The following is a 24,593-nucleotide window of genomic DNA, read 5'->3' on the forward strand; positions in this document are numbered from 1 at the left end:
AAGGCACTCCAGAAAAAATCAAAACCGGGCGAGGTCGCCGTAAATCCGTTCGATGCGCAGCCAGGCATCGGTGGCCTGGGCGGTGGCCGCAAGGTATTGGGTGCGCGCCGCGATCAGGGTGCGCTGGGCGTCGAGCACGTCGAGGAAGTTGAACTTGCCCATCTCGAAGCCGCGGGTGGCGCTGTCCACCGCGCGTTGGGCGGCGGGCAGGATCTGCTGGTTGAATGCGCGCACTTCGCTGTTCGCGGTTTGCCACAGGTCCAGGGCCTGGCGCGTTTCGGTACGCAGGCGCAATTCGGCAGCGTTGCGCTGGTCGCGGGCCTGATCGGCACGGCGCGTGGCGGCAAGTACGTTGCCCTGGTTGCGGCTGAACAACGGAATCGGCATCGACACGCCGACCAGGTTCACCCGCTCGCGCACACTGGCGTCGTACTGACTGCCGATGGACACATCCAGGTCGGGAATACGCTGGGCTTTTTCCAGGCCCACGCTGGCTTCGTTCTGCACGATCTGCAGTTCGGCCAGGCGCAGTTCGGCGGTCTGCTCAAGGCGCGCCAACAGTTGTGTGGCGGACGGCAACGGCGGTGTGGAGTGGCTTGGCGTGGAGACAGTCTGGAAGTCGGTCGCCGCGCTGCCGGTACTGGCGGCCAGGCGGCGATAGGCGTCGGTGAGGCCCATGTGTGCGCGATTGAGTTCGAGGCGGATCTCCGACAACTGCACCTGGGCCCGCGTGGCTTCCACCGGTGAGGATTTGCCGGCAGTCACGCGGCCGTTGGCGACCACCAGCCCGCGCTCGGCCAAGGCCAGGGAGCGCTGCACCAGGTCGAGACGTTCCTGGGCGCGCAGGGCACCGTAGTAGCCGTCGATCACCTCGACGCGCAGCGTGTTGCGGCGCTGTTCCAAGGCCAGTACGGCGGCGTCCTGGGCACGCGTCGCCACGTCAATGCGGGCACCGCGCTTGCCGCCCAGTTCCAGGGTTTGGCTGAGCTTGAGGGTGGTGGTACGCGTATCGCGACGTGTGTCTTCGGCATCCCAGGACGCCACCGGATTGGGGATCAACCCGGCCTGCTGGCGACCGCCCGCGGCGATCTCGATTTCCCATTGCGCGGCCGCCAGGTCGGGGTTGTTGGCGAAGGCGGTTTGCAGGGCCGCGTCGAGGGTGAGGGTTTGTGCCTGGGCAATGCTGGCAGCTCCCCACAACAGCGTCGCCCCCACCAGCTTTCTAACGGAAATTGCCATAACGAGAGTTCCACGCCCATAAAGTAAAAGCCGGGAGAATGTAGCGTTCGCGACTTATCAAAGCGGTGGAGCAAAGATTACAAATCCGACAGCAATGGCTCTGGGGCGGGCGTTATCAGGTATGCTTTTGGGGCAGGAAACAAAAAGAAACAATTTTCCCAACCTGTTCGATAAGGAGTCTCGCCTTGGCGTTATCGACTGCCGCGTGGATGGTTCACGACACCCGTCTCATGCTCTGCGTACTGCTGGCCATCGCCAGCATCATCGTGCTGATCAGCGCGACCAAGTTGCCGCCGTTCCTGTCGATCCTGATCGGCACCTTTATCGCCGGGGTCGGCGCCGGGTTGCCAGCGGAAGAAGTGGCCAAGGCCTTCAGCAAGGGCGCCGGGGCGATCCTCGGTGAAGCCGGGATCATCATTGCCCTGGGCTCGATGCTGGGTGCGCTGATGGCGGAATCCGGCGCGGCCGACCGCATCGCCACCACCCTGCTCGGGCTGGGCAAGGGCAAGTCGTTGCCATGGGTGATGGCGCTGGTGGCGATGGTGATCGGCCTGCCGCTGTTCTTCGAAGTGGGCTTGGTGATGATGGTGCCAATCATCTTTGTGATGGCCAAACGTTCGAACCAGCCGCTGTTGAAAATCGCCATCCCGGCGCTGGCGGGCATGACCACCTTGCACGCCTTGATGCCACCGCACCCGGGGCCGCTGATTGCGGTGGGCGCGTTACACGCCGACCTGGGCCTGACCATGTTGCTGGGCTTTTGCCTGGCGGTGCCGGCGGTGATCCTCGCCGGGCCGCTCTATGGCAACTGGCTGTCCAAGCGCCTGCATGTGGATGAGCCGGCCGACATCGGCGCGCTGTTCAGCGCCCCGCCCAAGGCCCCGCGCCAGCCGAGCTTTGGCGTGTCATTGCTGATCATTCTGTTGCCGGTGATTCTGATGCTCGGCAGCACCTTGGCCAAAGTCGCGCTGCCAGCGGAAAGCAGCGTGGGCCTGACCCTGAAATTCCTCGGCGAACCGCTGATCGCCCTGGGCCTGGCGGTGATCGCCGCCGTGATCTGCCTGGGCTGGGCCGCCGGGATGCCGCGCGCTGAGGTCGGCAACACCCTGCGCAAGGCCCTTGCCCCCATCGCCGTGTTGCTGCTGACCATCGGCGCCGGCGGCGGCCTCAAGCAAACCTTGCTGGATGCCGGCGTCAGCCAAACCATCAGCAAAGTCGCCGAAGGAGCGCACATGCCGTACCTGCTGCTGGCCTGGTTGATCGCCGTGGCGCTGCGCCAGGCCACCGGCTCGGCCACGGTCGCCACCACCACGACCGCCGGCATCCTCGCGCCGATGATGGCCGGGTTGGCGGCGACACAAAGCTCACTGGTGGCGCTGGCGATCGGCGCAGGTTCGGTGTTCTTCTGCCACGTCAATGATGCGGGGTTCTGGATGGTGCGCGAGTACTTTGGCTTGCAGCTGAAGCAGACGATTTGGGTGTGGTCGGTGTTGCAGACGATTGTTTCGGTGGTCGGGTTGGTCGGTACGCTGTTGCTGTGGCACTTCTTGACCTGACCTTCAGGCCGCCAAGGTGTGGCGCTTGCCAAACAGCGCTACACACCCCACCCCCACCGCGCCCATAACCACGCAATACCCCACGCAAATCCACGGGCTGGTCGGCATCAGCGCGATCAGCATCAGCGGCGTGGTACTCGCCCACAGTGCGTAAGCGATGTTGTAGGTGAAGGAAATGCCCGACACCCGCACCTGCGCCGGAAACAGGCCGACCATCACCGACGGCACCGCGCCCACTACCCCGCAACTCAAGCCCGCCAGCGCGTACGCCGCGCCAAGCCAGATGCCGCCGCTGATCAGGCTGGCGTACAGCAGGAAAATACCCACCGGCAGCAGCAGGCTGTAGACCAGCACCGCGCGCCAGGCGCCGATGCGGTCCACCAGCAGGCCGGCGAGGACGCAGCCGATATTCAGGAAGACGATGCCCAGGGCGCTCAAGGCAAAGGTGTGACTGGGGCTCATGCCGAAGGTTTTCTGCATCATGGTCGGGGTGATGACCACCAGCACCACCACGGCGGAGGTGAGCACGCAGGTGAGGATCATCGCCGGCAACAGTACGGCGCGATGGTCACGCAGTACGGTGCGCAGCGGCAGCTCGGCAGCGGCCTGGCGGCGGGCCTGCATTTCGAGGAAGACCGGGGTTTCGCTGAGCCAGCGCCGCAGCCACACGCCGATCACGCCGAACACACCGCCGAGCAGGAAGGGGAAGCGCCAGGCGTAGTCGAGGATTTCGGCCGGGGTGAAGACCTGTGCCAGCAGCGTGGCAGTCAGCGCACCGAGCAGGTAGCCGAAGGTCAGGCCGGCTTGCAGGAAGCCCAGGGCATAACCACGATGGTTGCGCGGTGCGTGTTCGGCGACGAAGGTCCAGGCGCTGGGTACTTCACCGCCCACCGCCGCACCTTGCAGCACGCGCAGCACCAGCAGGATCAGCGGTGCGAAATAACCGATCTGTGCGTAGGTGGGCATGATCCCGATCAGCAGGCACGGCAACGCCATCATCAGGATGCTCAGGCTGAACACGCGCTTGCGCCCCAGGTGATCGGCGAAGTGCGCCATCAGGATGCCGCCCAGCGGACGCGCGAGGTAGCCGGTGACGAAGATGCCAAAGCTTTGCAGCAGGCGCAGCCACTCGGGCATTTCCGCCGGGAAGAACAGTTGGCTGAGGGTCAGCGCGAAGAACACAAAGATAATGAAGTCGTAGATTTCCAAGGCGCCGCCCAGGGCGGCCAGGCCCAGGGTCTTGTAGTCGGAGCGGGAAAAACGCTGCGCCTGTGGAACAGAGGTGGCAGTCATGTTGAGGCTCGGCAGACAAACAAAATGGCGTGCAGGTTATGAGCTGCGCCGGTTGATGGCAATCGCGGCAGATATATTTGTTTTCCTCATGGATCGATGAAGATAACTGCATTCCCATATCAATGGCCGTGGAGGAACATGCCGAAAAATTGCCGACACCATAATAAATACAAGAGGAAAGACTCGTGGCCGATGCTATCGAAGAAAGCCGCTATGCCCGCTTTGCCCTGCGCTGCTCGAACTTTGCCGAGCGCTGGTTCCCCGACTCCTGGGTGTTCGCCGCCCTCGCCGTGATCATCGTCGCCGTGGCGACCCTGGGCATGGGCGCCGCGCCGACCGAAGCCGCCAAGGCCTTTGGCGACGGGTTCTGGAGCCTGATCCCGTTCACCATGCAAATGGCCTTCGTGGTGATCGGTGGCTACGTGGTCGCCAGCTCGCCACCGGCGGTCAAGCTGATCGACCGCCTGGCGCGTATCCCGAAGAACGGCCGCTCAGCCGTGGCGTGGGTTGCGTTGATTTCCATGGTGGCGTCATTGCTCAACTGGGGCCTGTCCCTGGTGTTCGGCGGTTTGCTGGTGCGTGCGCTGGCCCGTCGTACGGATTTGCGCATGGACTACCGTGCTGCGGGTGCGGCGGCCTATCTTGGGTTGGGCGCGGTGTGGGCGCTGGGGCTGTCGTCGTCAGCCGCACAATTGCAGGCCAACCCGGCCAGCTTGCCGCCGTCGATCCTGTCGATCACCGGGGTGATCCCGTTTACCGACACCATCTTCCTGTGGCAATCCGGCGTGCTGTTGCTGGCACTGATCGTGGTGTCGCTTATCATCGCCTACGCCACCGCGCCCGGCCCCAACAGCGCCCGTGACGCCAAGGCCTGTGGCGTCGACCCGGCCTTCAACCTGCCCAAGCTGCAACCACCGGGCCGCCCCGGCGAATGGCTGGAACACAGCCCGTTGCTGACCATTCTGCTGGCATTGCTGGCGGCGGGCTGGTTGTTCCATGAGTTCTCGACCAAGCCGGCGATCAGCGCGATTTCGGGGCTGAACACCTACAACTTCCTGTTCATCATGGTCGGTGCCCTGCTGCACTGGCGCCCGCGCAGTTTCCTCGATGCGGTGGCCCGTGCAGTGCCGACCACCACCGGCGTGTTGATCCAGTTCCCGCTGTACGGCTCGATTGCGGCGCTGATGACCGTGGTCAAGGGCGGCGACGGCCAGACCCTGGCGCACCATATCTCGACCTTCTTCACGTCCATCGCCTCCCACGACACGTATGCACTGCTGATGGGCGTGTACTCGGCGGTGCTGGGCTTCTTTATTCCGTCAGGCGGCGGCAAGTGGATCATCGAAGCGCCTTATGTGATGCAAGTGGCCAATGACCTGCAATACCACCTGGGCTGGGCGGTGCAGATCTACAACGCGGCCGAGGCGCTGCCGAACCTGATCAACCCGTTCTACATGCTGCCGTTGCTGGGAGTGTTGGGGTTGAAGGCGCGGGATTTGATCGGGTTTTCGTTTGTGCAGCTGCTGGTGCACACGCCGCTGGTATTGTTCCTGCTGTGGGCGTTGGGGACGACGTTGAAGTATTTACCGCCCGTCATGCCTTGAATAACTGATGACTGCACCTGTTGTTGCAACAGGTGCAATCACACTGCAGTTACAGGAAGACGCGCCAATAGATCAGGCAGCGCGCTCTGGATGGTGTCCCAAACCACATCAAGGTTGATATCGAAGTAACCGTGGGCGATGCGGTTACGCATTCCCCGCATGCTGCGCCAAGGAATGTGTGAATGAGCCTCAGCGAAGTGCGGGTGCAGATCCATGATTTTCGTCGACGCCTCACCAATGATGATCAGACTCATGACCACTGCTTGTTGAGTACGCCTGTCTTCCAGAAACTCTTCTTTGCTAAGGCCCTCTACAAAACTGATCGCGTCAGCAGTGGCCTGCCTTATGTGATCCAGATAATCCCCGAGGCGATTTGCTGTCATACAGGCCGTGCCTCAGCCAGCACTTTTGCGCGGAACTTCAACGGCAAATCGGCAGGCGTCAGTAGATCGACATTGACCCCTAGCAGGTCCTCAAGCTCGACTTGCAGCCCGCCAAGATCAAACAAAGTGGTTCCCGGCGGCGCATCGACCAGCAAATCAAGGTCGCTGCCTTCTTGGTCGGTACCCAGCAATACAGACCCAAATACCCTTGGGTTTGAGATGCGAAATCGGCCCACCACTTCTCTGACGGCTGCACGTTTTAGATCAAGGGCGGTTGAAGGTTTCACGGTTCACCTCAGTGATGTCCATTATCGGGCAAGTCTAGCAGCGCTGGCCAAGCGTAGACACGTCTTGCTCATCACACCGCTGTCTTCGTTCCGTCACATTGCATTGCTACCGTCCTGCGAAATATCTTGCAACATTTCGCCAGCAAGGACTCCCCGCAATGAGTGATGATCACGAAGACCGCCCTTCCCCCGATTCCGTAGCCCAACCGCCGGTAGACACCGGCCGTCGGCGCTTCCTGGGGGGCGCGGCGGTGTTGGGGGTTGGCGCGACCTTGAGTGCCTGCGGCAACAGCAGTGAGACGCCGGGCAAGCCGGTGGCGCGGCCGCTCACGCCCCAGGAGCTGGACAAGGCATTGCACGACCAGGTGAAGACCGTGGTGGTGATCTATGCCGAGAACCGCAGCTTCAACAATCTGTTTGCGGACTTCCCAGGCGTTGAGAAACCGCTGTCGGCGCTTTCCGCCGCCGACACACAGCAACGCGACCGCGACGGCAGCCTGTTGACCACCCTGCCCCCGGCCTGGGGCGGTGTGCTGCAAGTGGGCCCGCAAAGCGTGGACGGGGTGACTTACCCCAGCGAAGTGCAATTCCAGGAAAACCTGCCCAACGCCCCGTTCGCCCTCAAGGGCCCGAACGCCGAAGACCTGCCGTTGAGCCTGGTCACCCGCGACTTGTGGCACGTGTTCTACCAGAACCAGATGCAGATCAACGGCGGCAAGAACGACGGTTTCGTCGCCTGGGCCGACTCCGGCGGCCTGGTCATGGGCCATTACGCCCAAAGTCGCTATTCCCTGCGCCTGTGGGACGTGGCCAAGGAGTTTGTGCTCTGCGATAACTTCTTCCAGGGGGCGTTTGGTGGCTCGTTCCTCAACCATCAATACCTGATCAGCGCCACCGCGCCGTTCTACCCGAATGCCGCGCAGTCGGTGGCCAAGGCGCAGATCGCCACGCTGCAAAGCGATGACCCCACCGACCCGCGTCTCAAGCCGCTGGATAAATCCCCGGCGAGCGCCATGACCGGCCCGCCGCAGTTCGGCCCCAGCGCGCTGACCCCGGACGGTTACGGCGTGAACACCCTGGCGCCGCCGTATTGGCCGACCTGGATTCGTGACCCGGAAAACCCGGACTACGCAAAAGCCGACCTGCCCAACGTACTGGTGCCGCAGACCCATGAGCACATCGGCGACAAGCTGTCGAAAAAGAACGTCGACTGGGCGTGGTACGCCGGGGCATGGCAGGCAACGCTGGATCAGTTCAAGGATTCGGGCGGTATCCCGAAGATCCCTAACTTCCAGTACCACCACCAGCCGTTCAACTACTTCAAGCAGCAGGGCCCCGAGAACCGTGCCGAGCGTGACAAGCGCCTGCGCGATGGCGGTTTGGGCGATGAGGCGAGCACCAATAAGTTCTTCGCCGATGCCCAGGCCGGCAAGCTGCCAGCCGTGAGCTTCTACAAGCCCCAGGGCAACCTGAATATGCACGCCGGTTACGCCGACGTGGCGTCGGGCGACCGCCATATTGTCCGCGCCTTGAAGGTGCTGCAGGAAAGCCCGCAGTGGAAAAACATGGTGGTGGTGGTGACCGTCGATGAAAACGGCGGCTGGTGGGACCACGTCGCCCCGCCCAAAGGCGACCGCTGGGGCCCAGGCACACGGGTTCCGGCGCTGGTGGTCTCGCCCTTCGCGCGTAAAGGCACCGTGGACCATACGGTGTACGACACCGCGTCGATCCTGCGCTTGATTACGCGGGTCTTCCAGCTGGAGACCCTGGACGGGCTCAAGCAACGCGATGACGCCATGATTGCCCGAGGCCAGAAACCCATGGGGGATTTGAGCAACGCGTTGCAGTTCAGCGTGTAGGACGCTTATCCAATAGCGACATGCCTGGCGATTTAGCACGCGGTTTTCCTGGCCAACCGCTACTGTGAGGAGGTGGGCTTTCACCCCGCGCAGACGGGCTTTCGCTGACAAGGAATCAAGTATGTTCAAACCGACCAGGTTGTCCTTCACCCTGGCCGCACTGATGGCCAGTGCGGTCGTACACGCCGACATCGAAGTACCGCTGGGCAGCACTCAACGGGTGACCCAGTTGTTCGCTTACCCCAATAACTGCAATGTGATCTGCTTTCGGCCATGGACGCTGGAGCAGACCGCCGAGCACTACCTGAACCAAAGCCTGCAGCGCGATGGCTACAGCCGAGCCAAGGTCAGCGTCAAGAACCATGAAGGGCAGCTCGCCGCGACCTTCAGCGGTGTACCCGACAGTTACGGCCAGCCCCTGACCGCGCTGCTCAATACCGCTGACCTGGCCTACCAGGGCGCGAGCAGACTCAACAGCGACGGCAAGTGGGCGTACAACTGGTACCTGTTCCTGCCACTGGGCATGGCCCTGGAAAACCGCAAGAGCATCGAGTTGCTGCATTTCCCGCCGGATTATTCGCTGACCCAGGCCCAGGATTACCTGGAGTCGGCCACCACCGACCGCTGGGCCAGCCTGCTCACCGATAACGGCGTGCCGGCCACCGAAACCCCGGCCTACCAGACCATCATCGATATCGCCCCCATCGCCGCCCCTTCCAATGCGGGCAAGGACCTGGAGAACGTCTACGGCTACTTCACCGACTACCAGACCCGCATGGTCAGCGAACTGAGCCTGCACCCCAACGGCTCGCTGCCAATGGTCGCGTTCGGCGCGCCGGTGCGCAGTTGGATCAAGCAGCAATACGGACAAACCGTGGGTGTACTGGGCCTGGCGCAGATCAGCCCTGCCGCAGGCAAGACCGTCTCGGTGCTGGGCGCCAACCACCCCAGCTACATCTGGTACGCGGCCAGCCCGGACACCTATGACGGTAACGAGCAGAAAGCCGACGACGCGGGTTTAAAAGTGATGGGCCAGGACTTGAGCGCCGCCTGCTGGCAGGCCGGAATGGGCCAGAAACCCGCGAGCGATCCGAATGTGCTGCTCAAGGCCTGCATGAACACCTGGCAGGTCACGCGCAAAGAGCAGACCTGCGAATTGTTCTACACCTCGGTGCGCAACCTGACCCCGGAACAGGCGAACGCCAAATGCGCCACGCCTTCGATCAAGACGCAGCTCAAGCAACTGAAGAACGCAGCGCCCGCCCCCAGCATCATGGCGCCTGCGCTGTAGACAGCAGAAAATCCGATTTCTACTGTCAAAGTTGACAGTAGAAATCGGCTCCACGTTCAGCGAGTCTTGAGCCGGGCCCATCCGCTGCAAGACTGGTAGTCAGCCACCATCCGCAGGTCGATGCAGCCTAACCAAGGAGAGTTATGAAAACTCAAGCCATGGACCAGGCTAAAACCACTGTGAGTGATGGTTTGTACCCGTTCAAGACACTGCTCGTTGAACAGGGCTATCCCTCGGCCAAGCACTTTAAGGTTGAGCGCGACGGCGGCGGCGTCAGGGCTCGCGTGGGTTTCGACGGCCGCGTGCGCATTGCCCGGGTGTCCGGTTACGCCGTGAACGAGCGACGCCCACGTACGCTGCAGCTGTCCGCCCGCATCCACCTGTATGACAGCTGGTTCTGCGGCCTGCTGCGACACTCCTGCAACCCGAATGTGTTTTTCGACACCACCTACCTGGAGCTATGGACCGTGCAGCCCATAGTCGCTGGCGCCCCGCTGACCCTGGACTACGCCAGTACCGAGGACGCCTTGTTCCGACAGTTCGCCTGCCAATGCGGCGAGCTGAACTGCCGGGGCTGGATCACCGGCAGCACAGAGTGTTTGAACGCCGAAGGCCAGGCGTTCATGACCCATTGGCGCGACCGCAAACGGCCTTAGGCTTCGCCCAGCGGACGCAGGCGATACTGCGGAGGCAGCTGCTCGAAGCCACTGATGGTGGTGTTCAAGCTTTTCCAACGGCCGTCCTTGATGCCGTAGATGCAGCCGTGGATAGACAGGCTCTGCCCACGGTGCCAGGCATTTTGCACAATGCTGGTGTGGCCGACGTTGGCCACCTGCTGGATCACGTTCAGCTCGCACATGCGGTCCACACGTTCCTCTTCAGTCGGCAGTTGGGCCAGCACGTCACGGTTTTCGTAGTAGAGATCGCGGATGGTGCGCAGCCAGCCGTCGATCAGGCCGAACTGGCGGTCCTGCATCGAGGCGCGCACGCCGCCGCAGCCATAGTGGCCGGTGACGAGGATATGTTTGACCTTGAGTACATCGACCGCGTACTGGATCACCGACAGGCAATTGAGGTCAGTGTGCAGCACCACGTTGGCCACGTTGCGGTGTACGAACAGATCACCGGGCAGCATGCCGACGATCTCGTTGGCCGGTACCCGCGCATCGGAACAACCGATCCACAGGTATTCAGGGGTCTGCTGGCGGGCGAGCTTGGCGAAGAATTCGGGATCTTCCTGTTTGATCGCATCCGCCCAGCGTTCGTTGTTATCAAGCAGGTCTTGTAGTTCGTTCATCAGGGAAAGCCTCAGGAATGATGCGCAGCTTTGACAGACGACCGCCCGTCCGGGTCACGCCGATCATAAAGATAGCCGGCGGGCAATTACTTGAATCTTGGGGGGCCATGCCTGTCCACACACTATAAGCCCCACAGTATGAGGATTGGCCATGACTGAATCACGACGTCCCTACGGCGCTACACAGCCCGAACCGATTGACGACAACGAAGACCGCATGGGCTCGATGCGCGAGCTGGATTTTGACGAGGAAGAACCGACGGCGGAGATTGGCAATGAGATCCCCCGTGGCGAGCGAGAACAGCTGATGCCCGACGAACGGGTGCGCGAGGCCGGACTGACCGGGGCTTCAACGGCTGATCATGAGTCAACCGATGATGATATGAGCCCGGAAACCCTGATCCATGAAGACGGTGCGCGGGACGCTCGGGAGGCGGCGGAAGACAACCCGGCGGATTTTGACCTGAGCATTGTCGATGAAGATGACATTGGCGGCGGAAATGGCCTGGATGAAGCGGAACTGGCTGATCTGGACCCGGTAGACGGAAACCGCTGACACTGCGCAAATCCAAATGTGGGAGGGGCGGTGCGACGATTCGACTTGCCCTCCTCCCACATTGGTTCGTGTGTTTAATCGACGAGGGTGCAGGCCATGACAACCGCATCTTCGCGCCCGCCGACAGCCGGGTAGTAGTCCCGGCGACGCCCAATCTCGTTGAAGCCATAGCGCTCATAGAGGCGGAACGCTCCGGTATTGCTGTCGCGCACTTCCAGGAAGCATTCCCGCGCGTTGGCGGCATAGGCGCGGGACATCAGGTGTTCCAGCAGTGCCAGGCCCAGGCCACGGCCCTGGTTTTCCGGCTTGACGGTGATGTTCAGCAAATGCGCTTCATCGAGGATGATCTGCACCACGCCGTGGCCTACCTGCTGCTCGCCTTCGAACATCAGCCAGATCTGGTACTTGCCCAGCCCGTCGAGAAAGATCCCCCGGGTCCAGGGATGGCTGAATGCCGCGTATTCGATTTTCAGCACGGCGTCGAGGTCGGCCTCGGTCATCGGGCGGAAGGATAAAGCCTCACTCATCGGTTGTTTTCCAGCGCGCCATCAGCCGGCGCATGGCTTGCCAGACATCAGCCTTACGCTGTGGCTCTTCCATTAATAATTCCAGGCCCGGCAGGGCCCATACAGAGCCCAGGCCCTCGACCTGCAGTTCGCGGTACCAGGCTTCGGCGTTCGCTTCACCGGCAAACCGTACGGCGGGCAGGCCGATCAGCCACAGGCACACGCAGGGTTCGTCCTCCAGGCGTGCCGAGACGAAGCCTTGCACGAAATCCCGCGCCGCTTCCGGGCCCTGGTCCATGGTGCCGCGTACCAGCAGCGGCCAACGGACCGGGTCGCCGACGATTTGCGGGCTGTCGGGCAGGCCGGCGGCGCGCAGCATGTCCTTGAGCAGCATGTAGGCGGGGTCGCGGGTCTGGAAGCGCTCGCCGGTGGGTAACTCCACCAATAGCAGGCAACGCCCGGCCCGCAATAACTGCAGGGCAAAGCGTGGCGGCGGCACCACGGGGGCCTTGGCAACCGGCGCAGCCGCTTCGGCCACTACGGGCTTGGCCATTGGCCCCGGGCGCGGCACCTCGACCTTGACGCGTTCAACCGCAGGACGAGCGTCCAGTACGGGTTTGACCACGGCCACCGGTGCAGCCGCCTCCTCCCCCGAAACCTCGAACGCCTCATAGGGCTCAAGCGCCGCTAACAGCTCGGGCCGCGACGGGGCGGCGAACGGCAGTTCGGTGCGGGGCAGCCAGTTGACCACCTGCATGGCGGTCAAGTAAGCGCGACGTCGGGACTCGATAAGCACAGCTCGGCCACTTGTGGATAAGTAAAGAGCGGGGATTCTACCGCTGTTCGGTAACAATCGCCCACTGTGCACTGACCGGCTGTGGATAAATCCCGCGCCTGATGCAGTACAATCGCGACTTTTAATCGCCAACCAGCCGGCCATTCCCATGATCGAACCCAAGCGCGTCCTGCGCGCCCTCGCCGAACACTGGGCCTTACTTGAGCCACTGTGCGAACACTTCGACCAAGGCACCCTGAGCCTCGGCGAGCTGCGCGCACAACTGGCCGCCCAACAACTGGACAGCACGCCCCAGGACATCACCAGCCTGCTGGACGTGTGGATTCGCCTGGATATCCTGGTGCCTGTCGCCAAGAGCCCGAACCGTTTCGAGCTCAACGCGCAGATCCACGACTTCCTGGCTTATCTTCGCAAGGAGCACCGGCTTGGCCTGTGCCTGGAGATCGAAGCCTACCTGCGCCATCTTGAGCGCCTGGCCGGTTATATCCAGGATGCCTTCGACATCCGTGATGGCCACGACCTGGCCCGCCAACTGCGCCTGCTCGACATGCGCGTACGCGACGTACTGAAAAAACTCGCCAACGACGAACAGGCCCTCGCGGCCGTGGCCGACCGTGCCAAGACCAGTGACCGGCAGATCCCGCTGCGCCAGCGTTACGCCGAAGTCCTGGCGACCTGGGACGAGTACGTCGAACCGATGATCCAGCTGGTGAACGCCGACGGTGCCTTCGAGCAAGGCGTGCGCAAGGTGGAAAACGTGCTGCTGCGCATGCTCACCGAGCAACAGCGCCTCGGCCACCTGGTGGACGACGACATGCTGCTGCGCACCCACGCGCGCATCCTCGAAATGCAGACCAGCGCCCAGCTGACCTTGCGGCATGCCCGCGAGCTGCTGTTGCCGCTGCGCGAAGAAGCGCGTCGGCACAATGCCGTGACCCGCGGTGCGGCGCTGGCGCTGTCGGCCATCCGCCGTAAAGGCCTGGACGCGGTGCCGCAGGCGGCGATGCCGATGTTTACCCGACCGCAAAGCACCTTCCTCGGCAGTGCCAGCCAGGTCGAAGCCTATGTGTATGCCCTGGCGAACTTCGAGCCGAAACCGGCCCGGTTCCCCAAGGCGCACAAGTCCCACAAGGGCGAAGCCCAGCGCGCACCGCGGACGGTCAAGGAAATGCTCGAGCGCTGCGAAGACGCGCTGCCGATGCCGGACCTGATGACCTGGCTGCTGGAGCAGGAACCGGACGGTGCCACCGACGAATTGCTGTACTGGTTCTCGCGGCTCTCGCGGGAGAAACGCTTCAAGCGCGAGCGCCTGGAACGCCGCGACTACCACACACACGAGCACCAGGTCAGCCTGCGCTCATTCGCCCTGCTCCCGGCCGGCACCGACGCCGCCGAGCATCCTGCGAGTACACCTCATGCATCTTGATCTATCCGAACTGTCCCAGCTGGCGCCGATCTTTCGCGAGCTGTTCAAGGGTTACCACGTCAGCCGCCGCGACCCCGAGCTGTACGCGCAACTGTCGAACTTCCAGGACCAGTACCGCACGCTGTTCAAGGCCCTGGGCTTTGAGCTGGTGTGCGATACCCGTGGCTTCTACTACTTCGTGCCGGACTCCGCGATTGCGAGTGCGCAGGTCAACAAGACCGCCCAGCGCCTGGCGCTGTTCACCTTCATCATTGTCGAGCACCTGGCCGACCAGGGCCGCGACCCGATCGCCGTGCTCGACGGTGGCAGCCTGGGCCGTGACGAGCTGCCGTCGCTGCTGGAAAAGTACCGCGACCTGTTTATCCAGGCCGAAGTGCAGACCCAGGAAGAACTCGAAGAAAAAATCATGCGCCGTATGACCCAGCTGGGTTTTGCCAGCGAAGACAACGGCATTTACCGCTTCCTGCCGCCGATGCACCGCTTCCTCGACGTGTGCCTGTCGGTGCAGCAGGACCGCGACCTGGCGGCCAGCGTACACAGCGTGTTGCCACTGCCGGTGCCGGTGATCATTGACGAAGACAGCGATGAAAAACTGCTGAAGACCGATGACCCGCTGGACCTCAGCGACTTCGCGGACGAAAGCGAAGAAGACGCACTGGCCCGCGCCATTGCCGAAGAACAGGAGACCGACGCATGAGCAAGGAACGCTACGGCATCCGCCGCTTCGCGCTATTGAACACTGCCGGCTACAGCTTGGGCTTGTTCCCGCTGGAAGAACCGCTGTCGGTGTATGGCGCTAATAACCTGGGTAAATCCGCGTCGATCAACGCCTTGCAGTTCCCGATCCTGGCGCGCATGTCGGACATGAGTTTCGGCAAGTACACCCTGGAGCAATCGCGACGCTTCTACTTCGCCACCGACACCAGCTACATCCTGGTGGAAGTCTCCCTGCCCCATGGCCCCCACGTAATCGGCGTGGTCGGGCGCGGCCCGGGCGGTGGTTTCGGGCACCAGTTCTTTGCCTACGCCGGCAAGCTGGACCTGGCCCACTATCAGAAAAACGACACCTGCCTGCGTCAGAAGGAGCTGTTCACCAACCTTGAGCGCGAAGGCCTGAAAGCCTACGAACTCAAGCCGGATGAACTGCGCCGTTTGCTGGTGGGTGGTCATACGTCGATCCCGCTGGACCTGACCCTGATCCCGCTGCGCTCCACCAGTGAGCAAAGCCTGAAAACTTTCCGCGCGTTGTTTATCAACCTGCTGCACATGCGCGAAATCACCGCGGCCAAGCTCAAGCAGCTGTTCCTCGATGCGTTCGAGCACAGCCTGCGTTCGGGTAGTGTGGATTACATCGCAGCGTGCGAAGAAGCCTTCCGCGATGTGCGACGCATGGAGCAGGACTACAACGCCCTGGTCGCTGCCGGCCCGCTGGTGGAAGCCCTGGCCAATGGCGTTCGCCAGCGCGACGCCCTGCGCGGCAAGCTGCATCGCCTGTCGCCGCTGCTGGATTCGCTGCTCGGCACCTGGTCGGACTATGCCAGTGCGCGCAAGGAAGAGCTGACCATCCAGGCCGAGCACTACCGCAACGAGCAGGACGCACTGCAGAACGACCAGCGTGGCGGCACCCAGGAGCTGATGCGCCTGGAGCGGGAAATCAGCGGCATCCAGCGTTGGCTGGGCGAATTGTCGGTGCTCAAGCATCGCTTTGCCCTGGTGGATGACGTCAGGGTCCTGGAGCAGCAATTGCTGGCGGCCAAGGACGCTCACGATGAACTGGCGGGCGCACTGGCGCAGTCGCGGCAGTTCAGCGCCGAGGATCTGGACGAACGTCTGCGCGATCTGGAAAAACGCTTGAAGTCGGTCAAGCAGCAGCTGGATCACGCGGATAACAACAGCTATGCCAAGCTGCGCGAAGAGTTTTCGCAGCAGGACGTCGAGCGCCTGATGCGCCTGTTCAACAGTTCGTTGTTCAGCCTGCCATTGGGTGAACACGGCATCACGCTGGATGAGGACGGCCGGTGGGTCAAATCCCTGGAGCAGATCCTCGATGGCTTCAAGGGCGAACGTTTTGAAGTGCCGGGGCTGTCCATCGACATCTCCCACATCGAACCACCGGCGCTGCAGGCCCTGGCGGATCGCGCAGCGTTGCGCGACCAAAAGGAACGCCTGGAGAAAGAACTCAAGCAGCTGAAAACCCAGCAAGCCGTGACCTCCGACCGCGCGGCGAGCAAGACCCAGACCGAAGCGCTGTACCAGCAGGTGCTGGACGCGCAAAAGGCGCTGGAAGACTTCCGTCGCGCGCAAACCCTGAGTGCCGAAGAAGGCGAAAAACTGGAAAACCTGGCACAGATGGAAGCGGCCCAGGATGAGTTGAAACGATCCAGCGATGCGTTCACCGAGCGCGTCCAGCAACTGTCCGCCAAGCTGCAGCTGGTGGGCCGCCAGATCGGCGATATGGAAGCCAAGCAACGTACGCTGGATGACGCCTTGCGCCGCCGGCAGCTGTTGCCGGCCGACTTGCCGTTTGGCACGCCGTTCATGGACCCGGTCGATGACTCCATGGATAACCTGCTGCCGCTGCTCAATGACTATCAGGACAGCTGGCAGGGCTTGCTGCGTGCCGATGGCCAGATCGAGGCGCTGTACGCTCAGGTGCGCCTCAAGGGCGTGGCCAAGTTCGACAGCGAGGATGACGTAGAGCGTCGCCTGCAATTGTTGATCAACGCTTATGCGCACCGCACCGATGAGGCGCTGACACTGGGCAAGGCGCGCCGGGCGGCGGTCACTGACATTGCACGAACCCTGCGCAATATCCGCAGCGACTACGACAGCCTGGAACACCAGCTGGCGCTGTTCAACCGCGAGATCAACAAGCGTCAGGTGTCCAACCTGCAAAGCTTCCGCATCGTACTCGCGCCGAACAAGGAAGCCCTCAAACATATCGACCAGATCATCCACAGTGCTGGCCAGTACGAAGAAGGCGAAACCCTGTCGGTGTTCGACCTCAGCCAAAGTGCCGAGCAGGACAACAAGAACGAAGAAGCCAAGGAATACCTGGCCCGCCTGGTGGCGGCCAACCATAACCAGTTGGGCCTCAAGGACCTGTTCGAACTGGCTTTCGAGATCACCAAGGTGCACGGTCAGCCGGTGATCCACACCGACATCGACGGCGCGGCGTCCAACGGCACCACCATGACCATCAAGGCGCTGACCAACATGTACTTGTTGCTGCACTTGATGGACCGTGACCAGGCCGGGCGTGTGCGCTTGCCGTACTATCTCGACGAAGCAGCGGATATCGATGAGAAGAACCAGGCGGCGTTGCTGGAAACCAGTTTGCAACTGGGCTTTGTGCCGATCCTCGCCAGTGTGAAGCCACAGGTGTCTGCCCAGGTGGCAATCGACTTGGAAGGCGGCAGCGGGCCGAACGGTATCTACATCGATGAGGCGGACTGGAAGTACATCCGTCGCCATGATGTGGTGAAGGCGACAGTGAATGTGCAGGCGGATGAGCCGGAGCTGGATGAGGTCTGACGTTTTGCGCTGAAATATAAAAAGGCCGCGATCCGATGGATCGCGGCCTTTTTTGTAGCTTTATTTGCCGAGTGGGATTTTCGGTGCCCAGGTCAGCCATTCCTCTTCGAATTTGTCGAACAGCGGGAAGGTTTGCTGCGGCCGCGCGGCGTTGCCCATACGCTCGCCGTCTGGCGTGGCAAATGCGATACCGCCGGCCACAAGAGTCTCCAGGGACTCGGTGCGCACCGTCGCCCCCTTGAACAGGCCAAAGTCGAGGCCAAAGCCGCTGGTGTTCCAGAAGCGGCTGCCACTGCGTACCAGCGGCGCGTACTTGGGTTCGATGAGGATGTGGATCAGCACCCGATCGGCGGTCTGGCCCAACTCGTAGCCGGTCACTTTGCCCACGGTGACTTCACGGTAGGTCACCGGCACACCTTCCTTCAACGAGCCACGGCGTGCGGCGCTGAGTGTCAGGCTGAGGCCAGCCTCCTGACGGACAGCTTCAGGGGGTTGGGCCAGTGCGACGAAGCTCTTCTGCGGACCGGCGTTTTTCGCAGCCGGCTGCACTTCGATGTATTGCCCGGTGACCAGGGTTTCCAGGTTGGAGGTTTTCATCAGGCCCAGTTCTGGCTTGACCACCCAGAACTGGCTGCCGACGCGCGCGATGCGGTCCGCTACTTGGGTAATACGCGCACTGAGCAGCACCGATTGCATATCGGCACTGAGGTCCACGCTCTCGATCTTACCCACATCCAGGCCTTTGAAACGTACCGGTGTGCCTGGACGCATACCGTCAGCACGCTCGACCTTGATGGTCACCAGGGTGCCATGCTGATTGGCCGCCTCACGGTCGGCAAACAAGCGGAAACGTGGAATGCGCTTTTTCAGCGGTACGTTCGGCTGCGGTGTTTCGAAGGCAATACCACCGGCCATCAGGCTGGCCAGGGACTCACTCTTCACCTGGATACCACCGGTGAGGCCGCCGGTCAGGGTCACACCGCTGGCATTCCAGAAACGTGTCGAACCGTTAACCAGGTTTTCGTATTCCTTCTCGATATGAACGCCGATCACCAGCTGCTTGTTCTTGCGCGAGAACTGGTAGCTCTGCACCGAGCCGACCTTGACCTGTTTGTAGAGTATCGGGCTGCCGACATCCAGGGAGCCGAGGTTGTCGGTGAACAGCACCATGTGCAGGCCCGGGGAGCGCAGGTCCAGCGGTGGCGCCTTGGCGCGGGCGACGAATTCGCGTTGCGGGGCGCTGCCTTTGTCGCCAGGACGAATGGCGATGTAATTACCTTTGACCAGGGCTTCCAGGCCGGTAATGCCGGCCAGCGAGATGGAAGGTTTGACCACCCAGAACTGGGTGTCTTGAACCAGGTAGTCTTCGGCCAATGGGTCGAGGGTCAGCTCGGCGTTGGCGCTGGACAGGTCCGGGTCGATCTTCAAGGTTTTCAGGCTGCCCACCTGAATGCCTTTGTACATCACCGGTGTACGACCGGCTTGCAGGCCTTCGAAGTCCGTGAGCTTGACCTTGGCCTTGATACCGGCAGCGGCCGCATCGAAATCTTCGTACAGGCGGAACGGCAGGCTCGGATCGGTCGGCGGGCTGTCCTTGCGATTCTCCGGCGTGGCGAAGGCAATGCCGCCGGCGACGATACTGGAGAGGGATTCGCTGCGCACCTTCACGCCGGAGAGATTGGCATCGATGCTGATGCCGCTGGCGTTCCAGAAACGGGTGTGTTTGCGCACAAGGTTGGCGTAGGTCGGCTCGATGTAGACCTTGATCTCGACGGTGCTCTGGTCCTCGGAGAGCAAGTAGCTTTTGACCTGGCCGACCTGTATCTGCTTATAGAACACCGGGCTGCCACGGTTGAGCGAGCCGAGGCGGTCGGCCTTGATGGTCAGGTGCAGGCCAGGCTTGGCATCGGACAAAGGCGGCTCTTCGGAGAGCGCCTTGAATTTGCGTGTGGGCTCACCGTCACCGGGGCTGGCGGCGATGTAGTTACCCGAGACCAGGGTTTCCAGGCCGGTGATACCGGCAAGGCTGACACTGGGCTTGACCAGCCAGAAACGCGTGTTGGTCTTGAGGTATTGCTCGACATCCTTGTTCATCTCGATGGTGGCAATCACCCCGCGATTATTGCCCTCGTCGTCAAGGGCAAGGGTCTTGACCTTACCCACGGACATGCCTTTGTAGACCACTTCGGTTTTGTTGGCCTGGATGCCTTCGCCGCTTTCAAAGCGCACCTGGATCTCAATACCCTGCTGGGAATAGGCACGCCACCCCAGCCAACCGCCGATGATCAAGGCAATCAGGGGAAGAACCCAAATGGCTGACCAGTTGGAGGCCGGGCGGGTTTTAGCTTTAGGCAAATCACTCATGGTCGTCGTCCGACTCCGTATTATCCCAAATCAGTCGGGGATCAAAAGTTACTGCGGCAAGCATCGTCAAGATCACCACACTGGCGAACGCTGCAGCGCCGAGGTTGGCCTCGACGCTGGCAAGCCGCCCAAAGTTTACGACCGCCACCAGGATGGCGATCACGAAGATATCCAGCATGGACCAGCGGCCAATGAATTCGATAAAGCGGTACATGATAATGCGCTGCTGCGCGGAAAGCGGTTGGTGACGTTGAACCGAGAACAGTAACAGGCCAATGCCCACCAGCTTGAACGTCGGCACCAGGATGCTGGCGATGAACACCACAGCCGCAATCGGGAACATGCCGTGCTGCACCAACTGGATCACACCGGCCATGATGGTGCTTGGCTCGCCCTGGCCGAGGGAGTTGACGGTCATGATCGGCAACAGGTTGGCGGGGATATACAGAATGGCCGCCGTGATCAGCAAGGCCCAGGTGCGAGTGAGGCTGTTGGGGCGACGGGCGTGGATCAGCGCACCGCATCGGGTGCAGGTTTGCTCATCGGTGTCAGGCTCTTGTTTGTTCAGCTCGTGACATTCAGTACAAATCAGAATGCCCGCATCAATCGCCCGCATGATCATCTTCCCCTGACAGTGCTTGCCAGATCTGGTGCGGCGACATCACCACCTCAAGCAGAACCTGAACCATTAATAGGCTGACAAAGCAAACCAGACCCAGGCCGATGGTGATTGAGGCCATGTCGGCGAGTTTCACGATCGCCACCAGTACGCCCATCAAGTAGACCTCCAACATTCCCCAATCTTTCATGTGGTGGTAAATGCGGTACAGCAGCAGGCCGTAACTACGGCCGATCTTCCAACGAATACTGAGCAGCACCGCCAGCTGGCAAAGCAGCTTGAGCAGCGGAATACCCATGCTGCATAGGAACACCACGGCGGCGACGCCTTGCATCCCGGTATCGAATAGACCGACTACGCCACTCCACACAGTGTCCTCTGAGGACTGCCCGAGCAGATTGAGCTGCATGATGGGCAGAAAGTTCGCCGGGACGTAGAGCAACAGCGCGGCGAGTACCAGAGCGAGGCTGCGCTCAACGACATTATGGCGGTGAGCGTAGAGTTCATAACCGCAACGCGGGCATTGGGCTTTTTCACCGAGGGCGAGCATGGGTTTGCGCATCAGCAAGTCGCACTCATGGCATGCCACCAAGTTGTCCAGTGGTAAATCCGACACCTCAAGGGCATCAACCGGATCCGGCATAGGTAGGGCTCTGACTCTAAAAAAGGTTAGGTGCCTATTCTAGTGGTCTGGTTCAGAAATAACTGTGCAAATTTGTCGTGCATCTTTCCGCACTTTTCGACCGCCCAAAACAAAACCCCACCTGCTTTCGCAAATGGGGTTTCGGAATTTAATCTTGACGATGACCTACTCTCACATGGGGAAACCCCACACTACCATCGGCGATGCATCGTTTCACTGCTGAGTTCGGGATGGGATCAGGTGGTTCCAATGCTCTATGGTCGTCAAGAAATTCGGGTACTGAGTCGTGGCCGGCTGGCCTCGCTTCAGCAAATTGGGTATGTGACAGCTGTCGGTGTTTTGTGAAATCTCGAACTTTCGGTTCATTGCGTCTTCACACACCGCAATCTGGCCTTTCGACGCAAATTGCTTGGGTGTTATATGGTCAAGCCTCACGGGCAATTAGTATTGGTTAGCTCAACGCCTCACAGCGCTTACACACCCAACCTATCAACGTCGTAGTCTTCGACGGCCCTTCAGGGGACTCAAGGTCCCAGTGAGATCTCATCTTGAGGCTAGTTTCCCGCTTAGATGCTTTCAGCGGTTATCTATTCCGAACATAGCTACCCGGCAATGCCACTGGCGTGACAACCGGAACACCAGAGGTTCGTCCACTCCGGTCCTCTCGTACTAGGAGCAGCCCCTCTCAAATCTCAAACGTCCACGGCAGATAGGGACCGAACTGTCTCACGACGTTCTAAACCCAGCTCGCGTACCACTTTAAATGGCGAACAGCCATACCCTTGGGACCGGCTTCAGCCCCAGGATGTGATGAGCCGACATCGAGGTGCCAAACACCGCCGTCGATATGAACTCTTGGGCGGTATCAGCCTGTTATCCCCGGAGTACCTTTTATCCGTTGAGCGATGGCCCTTCCATACAGAACCACCGGATCACTAAGACCTACTTTCGTACCTGCTCGACGTGTCTGTCTCGCAGTCAAGCGCGCTTTTGCCTTTATACTCTACGACCGATTTCCGACCGGTCTGAGCGCACCTTCGTACTCCTCCGTTACTCTTTAGGAGGAGACCGCCCCAGTCAAACTACCCACCATACACTGTCCTCGATCCGGATAACGGACCTGAGTTAGAACCTCAAAGTTGCCAGGGTGGTATTTCAAGGTTGGCTCCACGCAGACTGGCGTCCACGCTTCAAAGCCTCCCACCTATCCTACACAAGCAAATTCAAAGTCCAGTGCAAAGCTATAGTAAAGGTTCACGGGGTCTTTCCGTCTAGCCGCGGATACACTGCATCTTCACAGCGATTTCAATTTCACTGAGTCTCGGGTGGAGACAGCGCCGCCATCGTTACGCCATTCGTGCAGGTCGGAACTTACCCGACAAGGAATTTCGCTACCTTAGGACCGTTATAGTTACGGCCGCCGTTTACCGGGGCTTCGATCAAGAGCTTCGCGTTAGCTAACCCCATCAATTAACCTTCCGGCACCGGGCAGGCGTCACACCCTATACGTCCACTTTCGTGTTTGCAGAGTGCTGTGTTTTTAATAAACAGTCGCAGCGGCCTGGTATCTTCGACCGGCATGAGCTTACGGAGCAAGTCCTTCACCCTCACCGGCGCACCTTCTCCCGAAGTTACGGTGCCATTTTGCCTAGTTCCTTCACCCGAGTTCTCTCAAGCGCCTTGGTATTCTCTACCCAACCACCTGTGTCGGTTTGGGGTACGGTTCCTGGTTACCTGAAGCTTAGAAGCTTTTCTTGGAAGCATGGCATCAACCACTTCGTTAACTAAAAGTTAACTCGTCATCAGCTCTCGGCCTTAGAATCCCGGATTTACCTAAGATTCCAGCCTACCACCTTAAACTTGGACAACCAACGCCAAGCTGGCCTAGCCTTCTCCGTCCCTCCATCGCAATAACCAGAAGTACAGGAATATTAACCTGTTTTCCATCGACTACGCTTTTCAGCCTCGCCTTAGGGACCGACTAACCCTGCGTCGATTAACGTTGCGCAGGAAACCTTGGTCTTTCGGCGTGGGTGTTTTTCACACCCATTATCGTTACTCATGTCAGCATTCGCACTTCTGATACCTCCAGCAAGCTTCTCAACTCACCTTCACAGGCTTACAGAACGCTCCTCTACCGCATCACTTACGTGATACCCGTAGCTTCGGTGTATGGTTTGAGCCCCGTTACATCTTCCGCGCAGGCCGACTCGACTAGTGAGCTATTACGCTTTCTTTAAAGGGTGGCTGCTTCTAAGCCAACCTCCTAGCTGTCTAAGCCTTCCCACATCGTTTCCCACTTAACCATAACTTTGGGACCTTAGCTGACGGTCTGGGTTGTTTCCCTTTTCACGACGGACGTTAGCACCCGCCGTGTGTCTCCCATGCTCGGCACTTGTAGGTATTCGGAGTTTGCATCGGTTTGGTAAGTCGGGATGACCCCCTAGCCGAAACAGTGCTCTACCCCCTACAGTGATACATGAGGCGCTACCTAAATAGCTTTCGAGGAGAACCAGCTATCTCCGAGCTTGATTAGCCTTTCACTCCGATCCACAGGTCATCCGCTAACTTTTCAACGGTAGTCGGTTCGGTCCTCCAGTTAGTGTTACCCAACCTTCAACCTGCCCATGGATAGATCGCCCGGTTTCGGGTCTATTCCCAGCGACTAGACGCCCTATTAAGACTCGCTTTCGCTACGCCTCCCCTATTCGGTTAAGCTCGCCACTGAAAATAAGTCGCTGACCCATTATACAAAAGGTACGCAGTCACCCAACAAAGTGGGCTCCCACTGCTTGTACGCATACGGTTTCAGGATCTATTTCACTCCCCTCTCCGGGGTTCTTTTCGCCTTTCCCTCACGGTACTAGTTCACTATCGGTCAGTCAGTAGTATTTAGCCTTGGAGGATGGTCCCCCCATATTCAGACAAAGTTTCTCGTGCTCCGTCCTACTCGATTTCATGACTAAGAGATTTTCGCGTACAGGGCTATCACCCACTATGGCCGCACTTTCCAGAGCGTTCCGCTAATCTCAAAGCCACTTAAGGGCTAGTCCCCGTTCGCTCGCCACTACTAAGGGAATCTCGGTTGATTTCTTTTCCTCAGGGTACTTAGATGTTTCAGTTCCCCTGGTTCGCCTCTTGCACCTATGTATTCAGTACAAGATAACCATCTTATGATGGCTGGGTTCCCCCATTCAGACATCTCCGGATCAAAGTCTGTTTGCCGACTCCCCGAAGCTTTTCGCAGGCTACCACGTCTTTCATCGCCTCTGACTGCCAAGGCATCCACCGTATGCGCTTCTTCACTTGACCATATAACCCCAAGCAATCTGGTTATACT

The 24,593-nt window shown here is 60.4% G+C and carries 19 protein-coding genes and 2 rRNA genes; 9 read left to right on the forward strand and 12 right to left on the reverse strand.

All coding sequences use genetic code 11. The annotated features are described in order from the left end of the window. Nucleotides 1–18: 18 nt before the first annotated feature. Nucleotides 19–1,239, reverse strand: a complete 1,221-nt coding sequence (locus tag BFP99_RS25430) for a TolC family protein (RefSeq protein WP_065948501.1) — start codon at nucleotides 1,237–1,239, stop codon at nucleotides 19–21. Between the two features lie 185 nt (nucleotides 1,240–1,424). Between BFP99_RS25430 and BFP99_RS25435 the strand changes: the two genes are divergently transcribed. Continuing rightward, complete coding sequence (locus BFP99_RS25435; RefSeq protein ID WP_065923993.1) at nucleotides 1,425–2,795, forward strand: GntT/GntP/DsdX family permease; 1,371 nt, start codon at nucleotides 1,425–1,427, stop codon at nucleotides 2,793–2,795. 3 nt (nucleotides 2,796–2,798) lie between these two features. Here BFP99_RS25435 and BFP99_RS25440 read toward each other — a convergent pair whose 3' ends face one another. Further along, on the reverse strand, nucleotides 2,799–4,088 hold the full coding sequence (locus tag BFP99_RS25440; protein WP_065923992.1) for an MFS transporter: 1,290 nt from the start codon (nucleotides 4,086–4,088) through the stop codon (nucleotides 2,799–2,801). A 185-nt stretch (nucleotides 4,089–4,273) separates the two neighbouring features. Between BFP99_RS25440 and BFP99_RS25445 the strand changes: the two genes are divergently transcribed. Next, nucleotides 4,274–5,692: a short-chain fatty acid transporter gene (locus BFP99_RS25445; protein WP_027606949.1), complete on the forward strand. Its 1,419-nt coding sequence runs from the start codon at nucleotides 4,274–4,276 to the stop codon at nucleotides 5,690–5,692. 38 nt (nucleotides 5,693–5,730) lie between these two features. On the opposite strand, the gene BFP99_RS25450 is transcribed toward BFP99_RS25445, so the two are convergent. After that, the gene (locus BFP99_RS25450; protein WP_053134107.1) at nucleotides 5,731–6,075 is read right to left on the reverse strand and encodes a HepT-like ribonuclease domain-containing protein; all 345 of its coding nucleotides are present in this window, start codon (nucleotides 6,073–6,075) and stop codon (nucleotides 5,731–5,733) included. Continuing rightward, on the reverse strand, nucleotides 6,072–6,362 hold the full coding sequence (locus BFP99_RS25455) for a nucleotidyltransferase family protein (RefSeq protein WP_053134104.1): 291 nt from the start codon (nucleotides 6,360–6,362) through the stop codon (nucleotides 6,072–6,074). Before BFP99_RS25455 ends, BFP99_RS25450 begins: the two co-directional genes overlap by 4 nt. A 158-nt stretch (nucleotides 6,363–6,520) precedes the next feature. Between BFP99_RS25455 and BFP99_RS25460 the strand changes: the two genes are divergently transcribed. The 3 genes from BFP99_RS25460 to BFP99_RS25470 all read left to right on the forward strand — a co-directional run bounded on the left by BFP99_RS25460 (nucleotide 6,521) and on the right by BFP99_RS25470 (nucleotide 10,168). After that, nucleotides 6,521–8,221 (forward strand): acid phosphatase, encoded by a 1,701-nt coding sequence (locus BFP99_RS25460; protein ID WP_065948502.1) that lies wholly within the window; start codon nucleotides 6,521–6,523, stop codon nucleotides 8,219–8,221. 121 nt (nucleotides 8,222–8,342) lie between these two features. Then, on the forward strand, nucleotides 8,343–9,512 hold the full coding sequence (locus tag BFP99_RS25465) for a hypothetical protein (protein ID WP_065923990.1): 1,170 nt from the start codon (nucleotides 8,343–8,345) through the stop codon (nucleotides 9,510–9,512). 143 nt (nucleotides 9,513–9,655) lie between these two features. Then, the gene (locus BFP99_RS25470) at nucleotides 9,656–10,168 is read left to right on the forward strand and encodes an SET domain-containing protein-lysine N-methyltransferase (protein ID WP_065948503.1); all 513 of its coding nucleotides are present in this window, start codon (nucleotides 9,656–9,658) and stop codon (nucleotides 10,166–10,168) included. Here BFP99_RS25470 and can read toward each other — a convergent pair. Then, on the reverse strand, nucleotides 10,165–10,809 hold the full coding sequence (gene can, locus BFP99_RS25475) for a carbonate dehydratase (RefSeq protein ID WP_003188288.1): 645 nt from the start codon (nucleotides 10,807–10,809) through the stop codon (nucleotides 10,165–10,167). The two genes, BFP99_RS25470 and can, sit on opposite strands and share 4 nt — an antisense overlap. A 151-nt stretch (nucleotides 10,810–10,960) precedes the next feature. On the opposite strand from can, the gene BFP99_RS25480 reads away from it, so the two are divergent. Beyond that, nucleotides 10,961–11,365, forward strand: a complete 405-nt coding sequence (locus tag BFP99_RS25480; protein ID WP_065948504.1) for a serine kinase/phosphatase — start codon at nucleotides 10,961–10,963, stop codon at nucleotides 11,363–11,365. A gap of 74 nt (nucleotides 11,366–11,439) precedes the next feature. Here the strand turns inward: BFP99_RS25480 and rimI are convergent, their stop codons facing one another. After that, entirely contained in the window at nucleotides 11,440–11,892 is a 453-nt protein-coding gene (gene rimI / locus BFP99_RS25485) for a ribosomal protein S18-alanine N-acetyltransferase (RefSeq protein WP_003188286.1), read from the reverse strand. Beyond that, a complete protein-coding gene (locus BFP99_RS25490; protein ID WP_065923987.1) occupies nucleotides 11,885–12,628 on the reverse strand; it encodes an energy transducer TonB in 744 nt (247 codons plus the stop codon). The genes rimI and BFP99_RS25490 overlap by 8 nt, the downstream gene beginning before the upstream one ends. 187 nt (nucleotides 12,629–12,815) lie before the next feature. On the opposite strand from BFP99_RS25490, the gene mksB reads away from it, so the two are divergent. The 3 genes from mksB to mksF are packed head-to-tail and all read left to right on the forward strand — an operon-like array spanning nucleotide 12,816 to nucleotide 17,627. Beyond that, entirely contained in the window at nucleotides 12,816–14,093 is a 1,278-nt protein-coding gene (gene mksB / locus BFP99_RS25495) for an Mks condensin complex protein MksB (protein ID WP_065948505.1), read from the forward strand. Continuing rightward, on the forward strand, nucleotides 14,083–14,790 hold the full coding sequence (gene mksE / locus BFP99_RS25500; protein ID WP_065923985.1) for an Mks condensin complex protein MksE: 708 nt from the start codon (nucleotides 14,083–14,085) through the stop codon (nucleotides 14,788–14,790). The genes mksB and mksE overlap by 11 nt, the downstream gene beginning before the upstream one ends. Further along, nucleotides 14,787–17,627, forward strand: a complete 2,841-nt coding sequence (mksF, locus tag BFP99_RS25505) for an Mks condensin complex protein MksF (RefSeq protein WP_065948506.1) — start codon at nucleotides 14,787–14,789, stop codon at nucleotides 17,625–17,627. Before mksE ends, mksF begins: the two co-directional genes overlap by 4 nt. Before the next feature lie 60 nt (nucleotides 17,628–17,687). On the opposite strand, the gene BFP99_RS25510 is transcribed toward mksF, so the two are convergent. The 5 genes from BFP99_RS25510 to BFP99_RS25530 all read right to left on the reverse strand — a co-directional run bounded on the left by BFP99_RS25510 (nucleotide 17,688) and on the right by BFP99_RS25530 (nucleotide 24,565). Continuing rightward, on the reverse strand, nucleotides 17,688–19,991 hold the full coding sequence (locus tag BFP99_RS25510; RefSeq protein ID WP_027606958.1) for a PqiB family protein: 2,304 nt from the start codon (nucleotides 19,989–19,991) through the stop codon (nucleotides 17,688–17,690). Further along, nucleotides 19,984–20,607: a paraquat-inducible protein A gene (locus BFP99_RS25515; protein WP_027606959.1), complete on the reverse strand. Its 624-nt coding sequence runs from the start codon at nucleotides 20,605–20,607 to the stop codon at nucleotides 19,984–19,986. The genes BFP99_RS25510 and BFP99_RS25515 overlap by 8 nt, the downstream gene beginning before the upstream one ends. Next, on the reverse strand, nucleotides 20,594–21,253 hold the full coding sequence (locus BFP99_RS25520) for a paraquat-inducible protein A (RefSeq protein WP_065923981.1): 660 nt from the start codon (nucleotides 21,251–21,253) through the stop codon (nucleotides 20,594–20,596). Before BFP99_RS25520 ends, BFP99_RS25515 begins: the two co-directional genes overlap by 14 nt. A 152-nt stretch (nucleotides 21,254–21,405) precedes the next feature. Then, nucleotides 21,406–21,521: ribosomal RNA gene (rrf, locus tag BFP99_RS25525) — 5S ribosomal RNA — on the reverse strand. Between the two features lie 152 nt (nucleotides 21,522–21,673). Beyond that, nucleotides 21,674–24,565 (reverse strand): 23S ribosomal RNA (locus BFP99_RS25530). Nucleotides 24,566–24,593 lie beyond the last annotated feature (28 nt).

The organism is Pseudomonas sp. 1 R 17, from assembly GCF_900067035.1.
Taxonomy (GTDB): domain Bacteria; phylum Pseudomonadota; class Gammaproteobacteria; order Pseudomonadales; family Pseudomonadaceae; genus Aquipseudomonas; species Aquipseudomonas marginalis.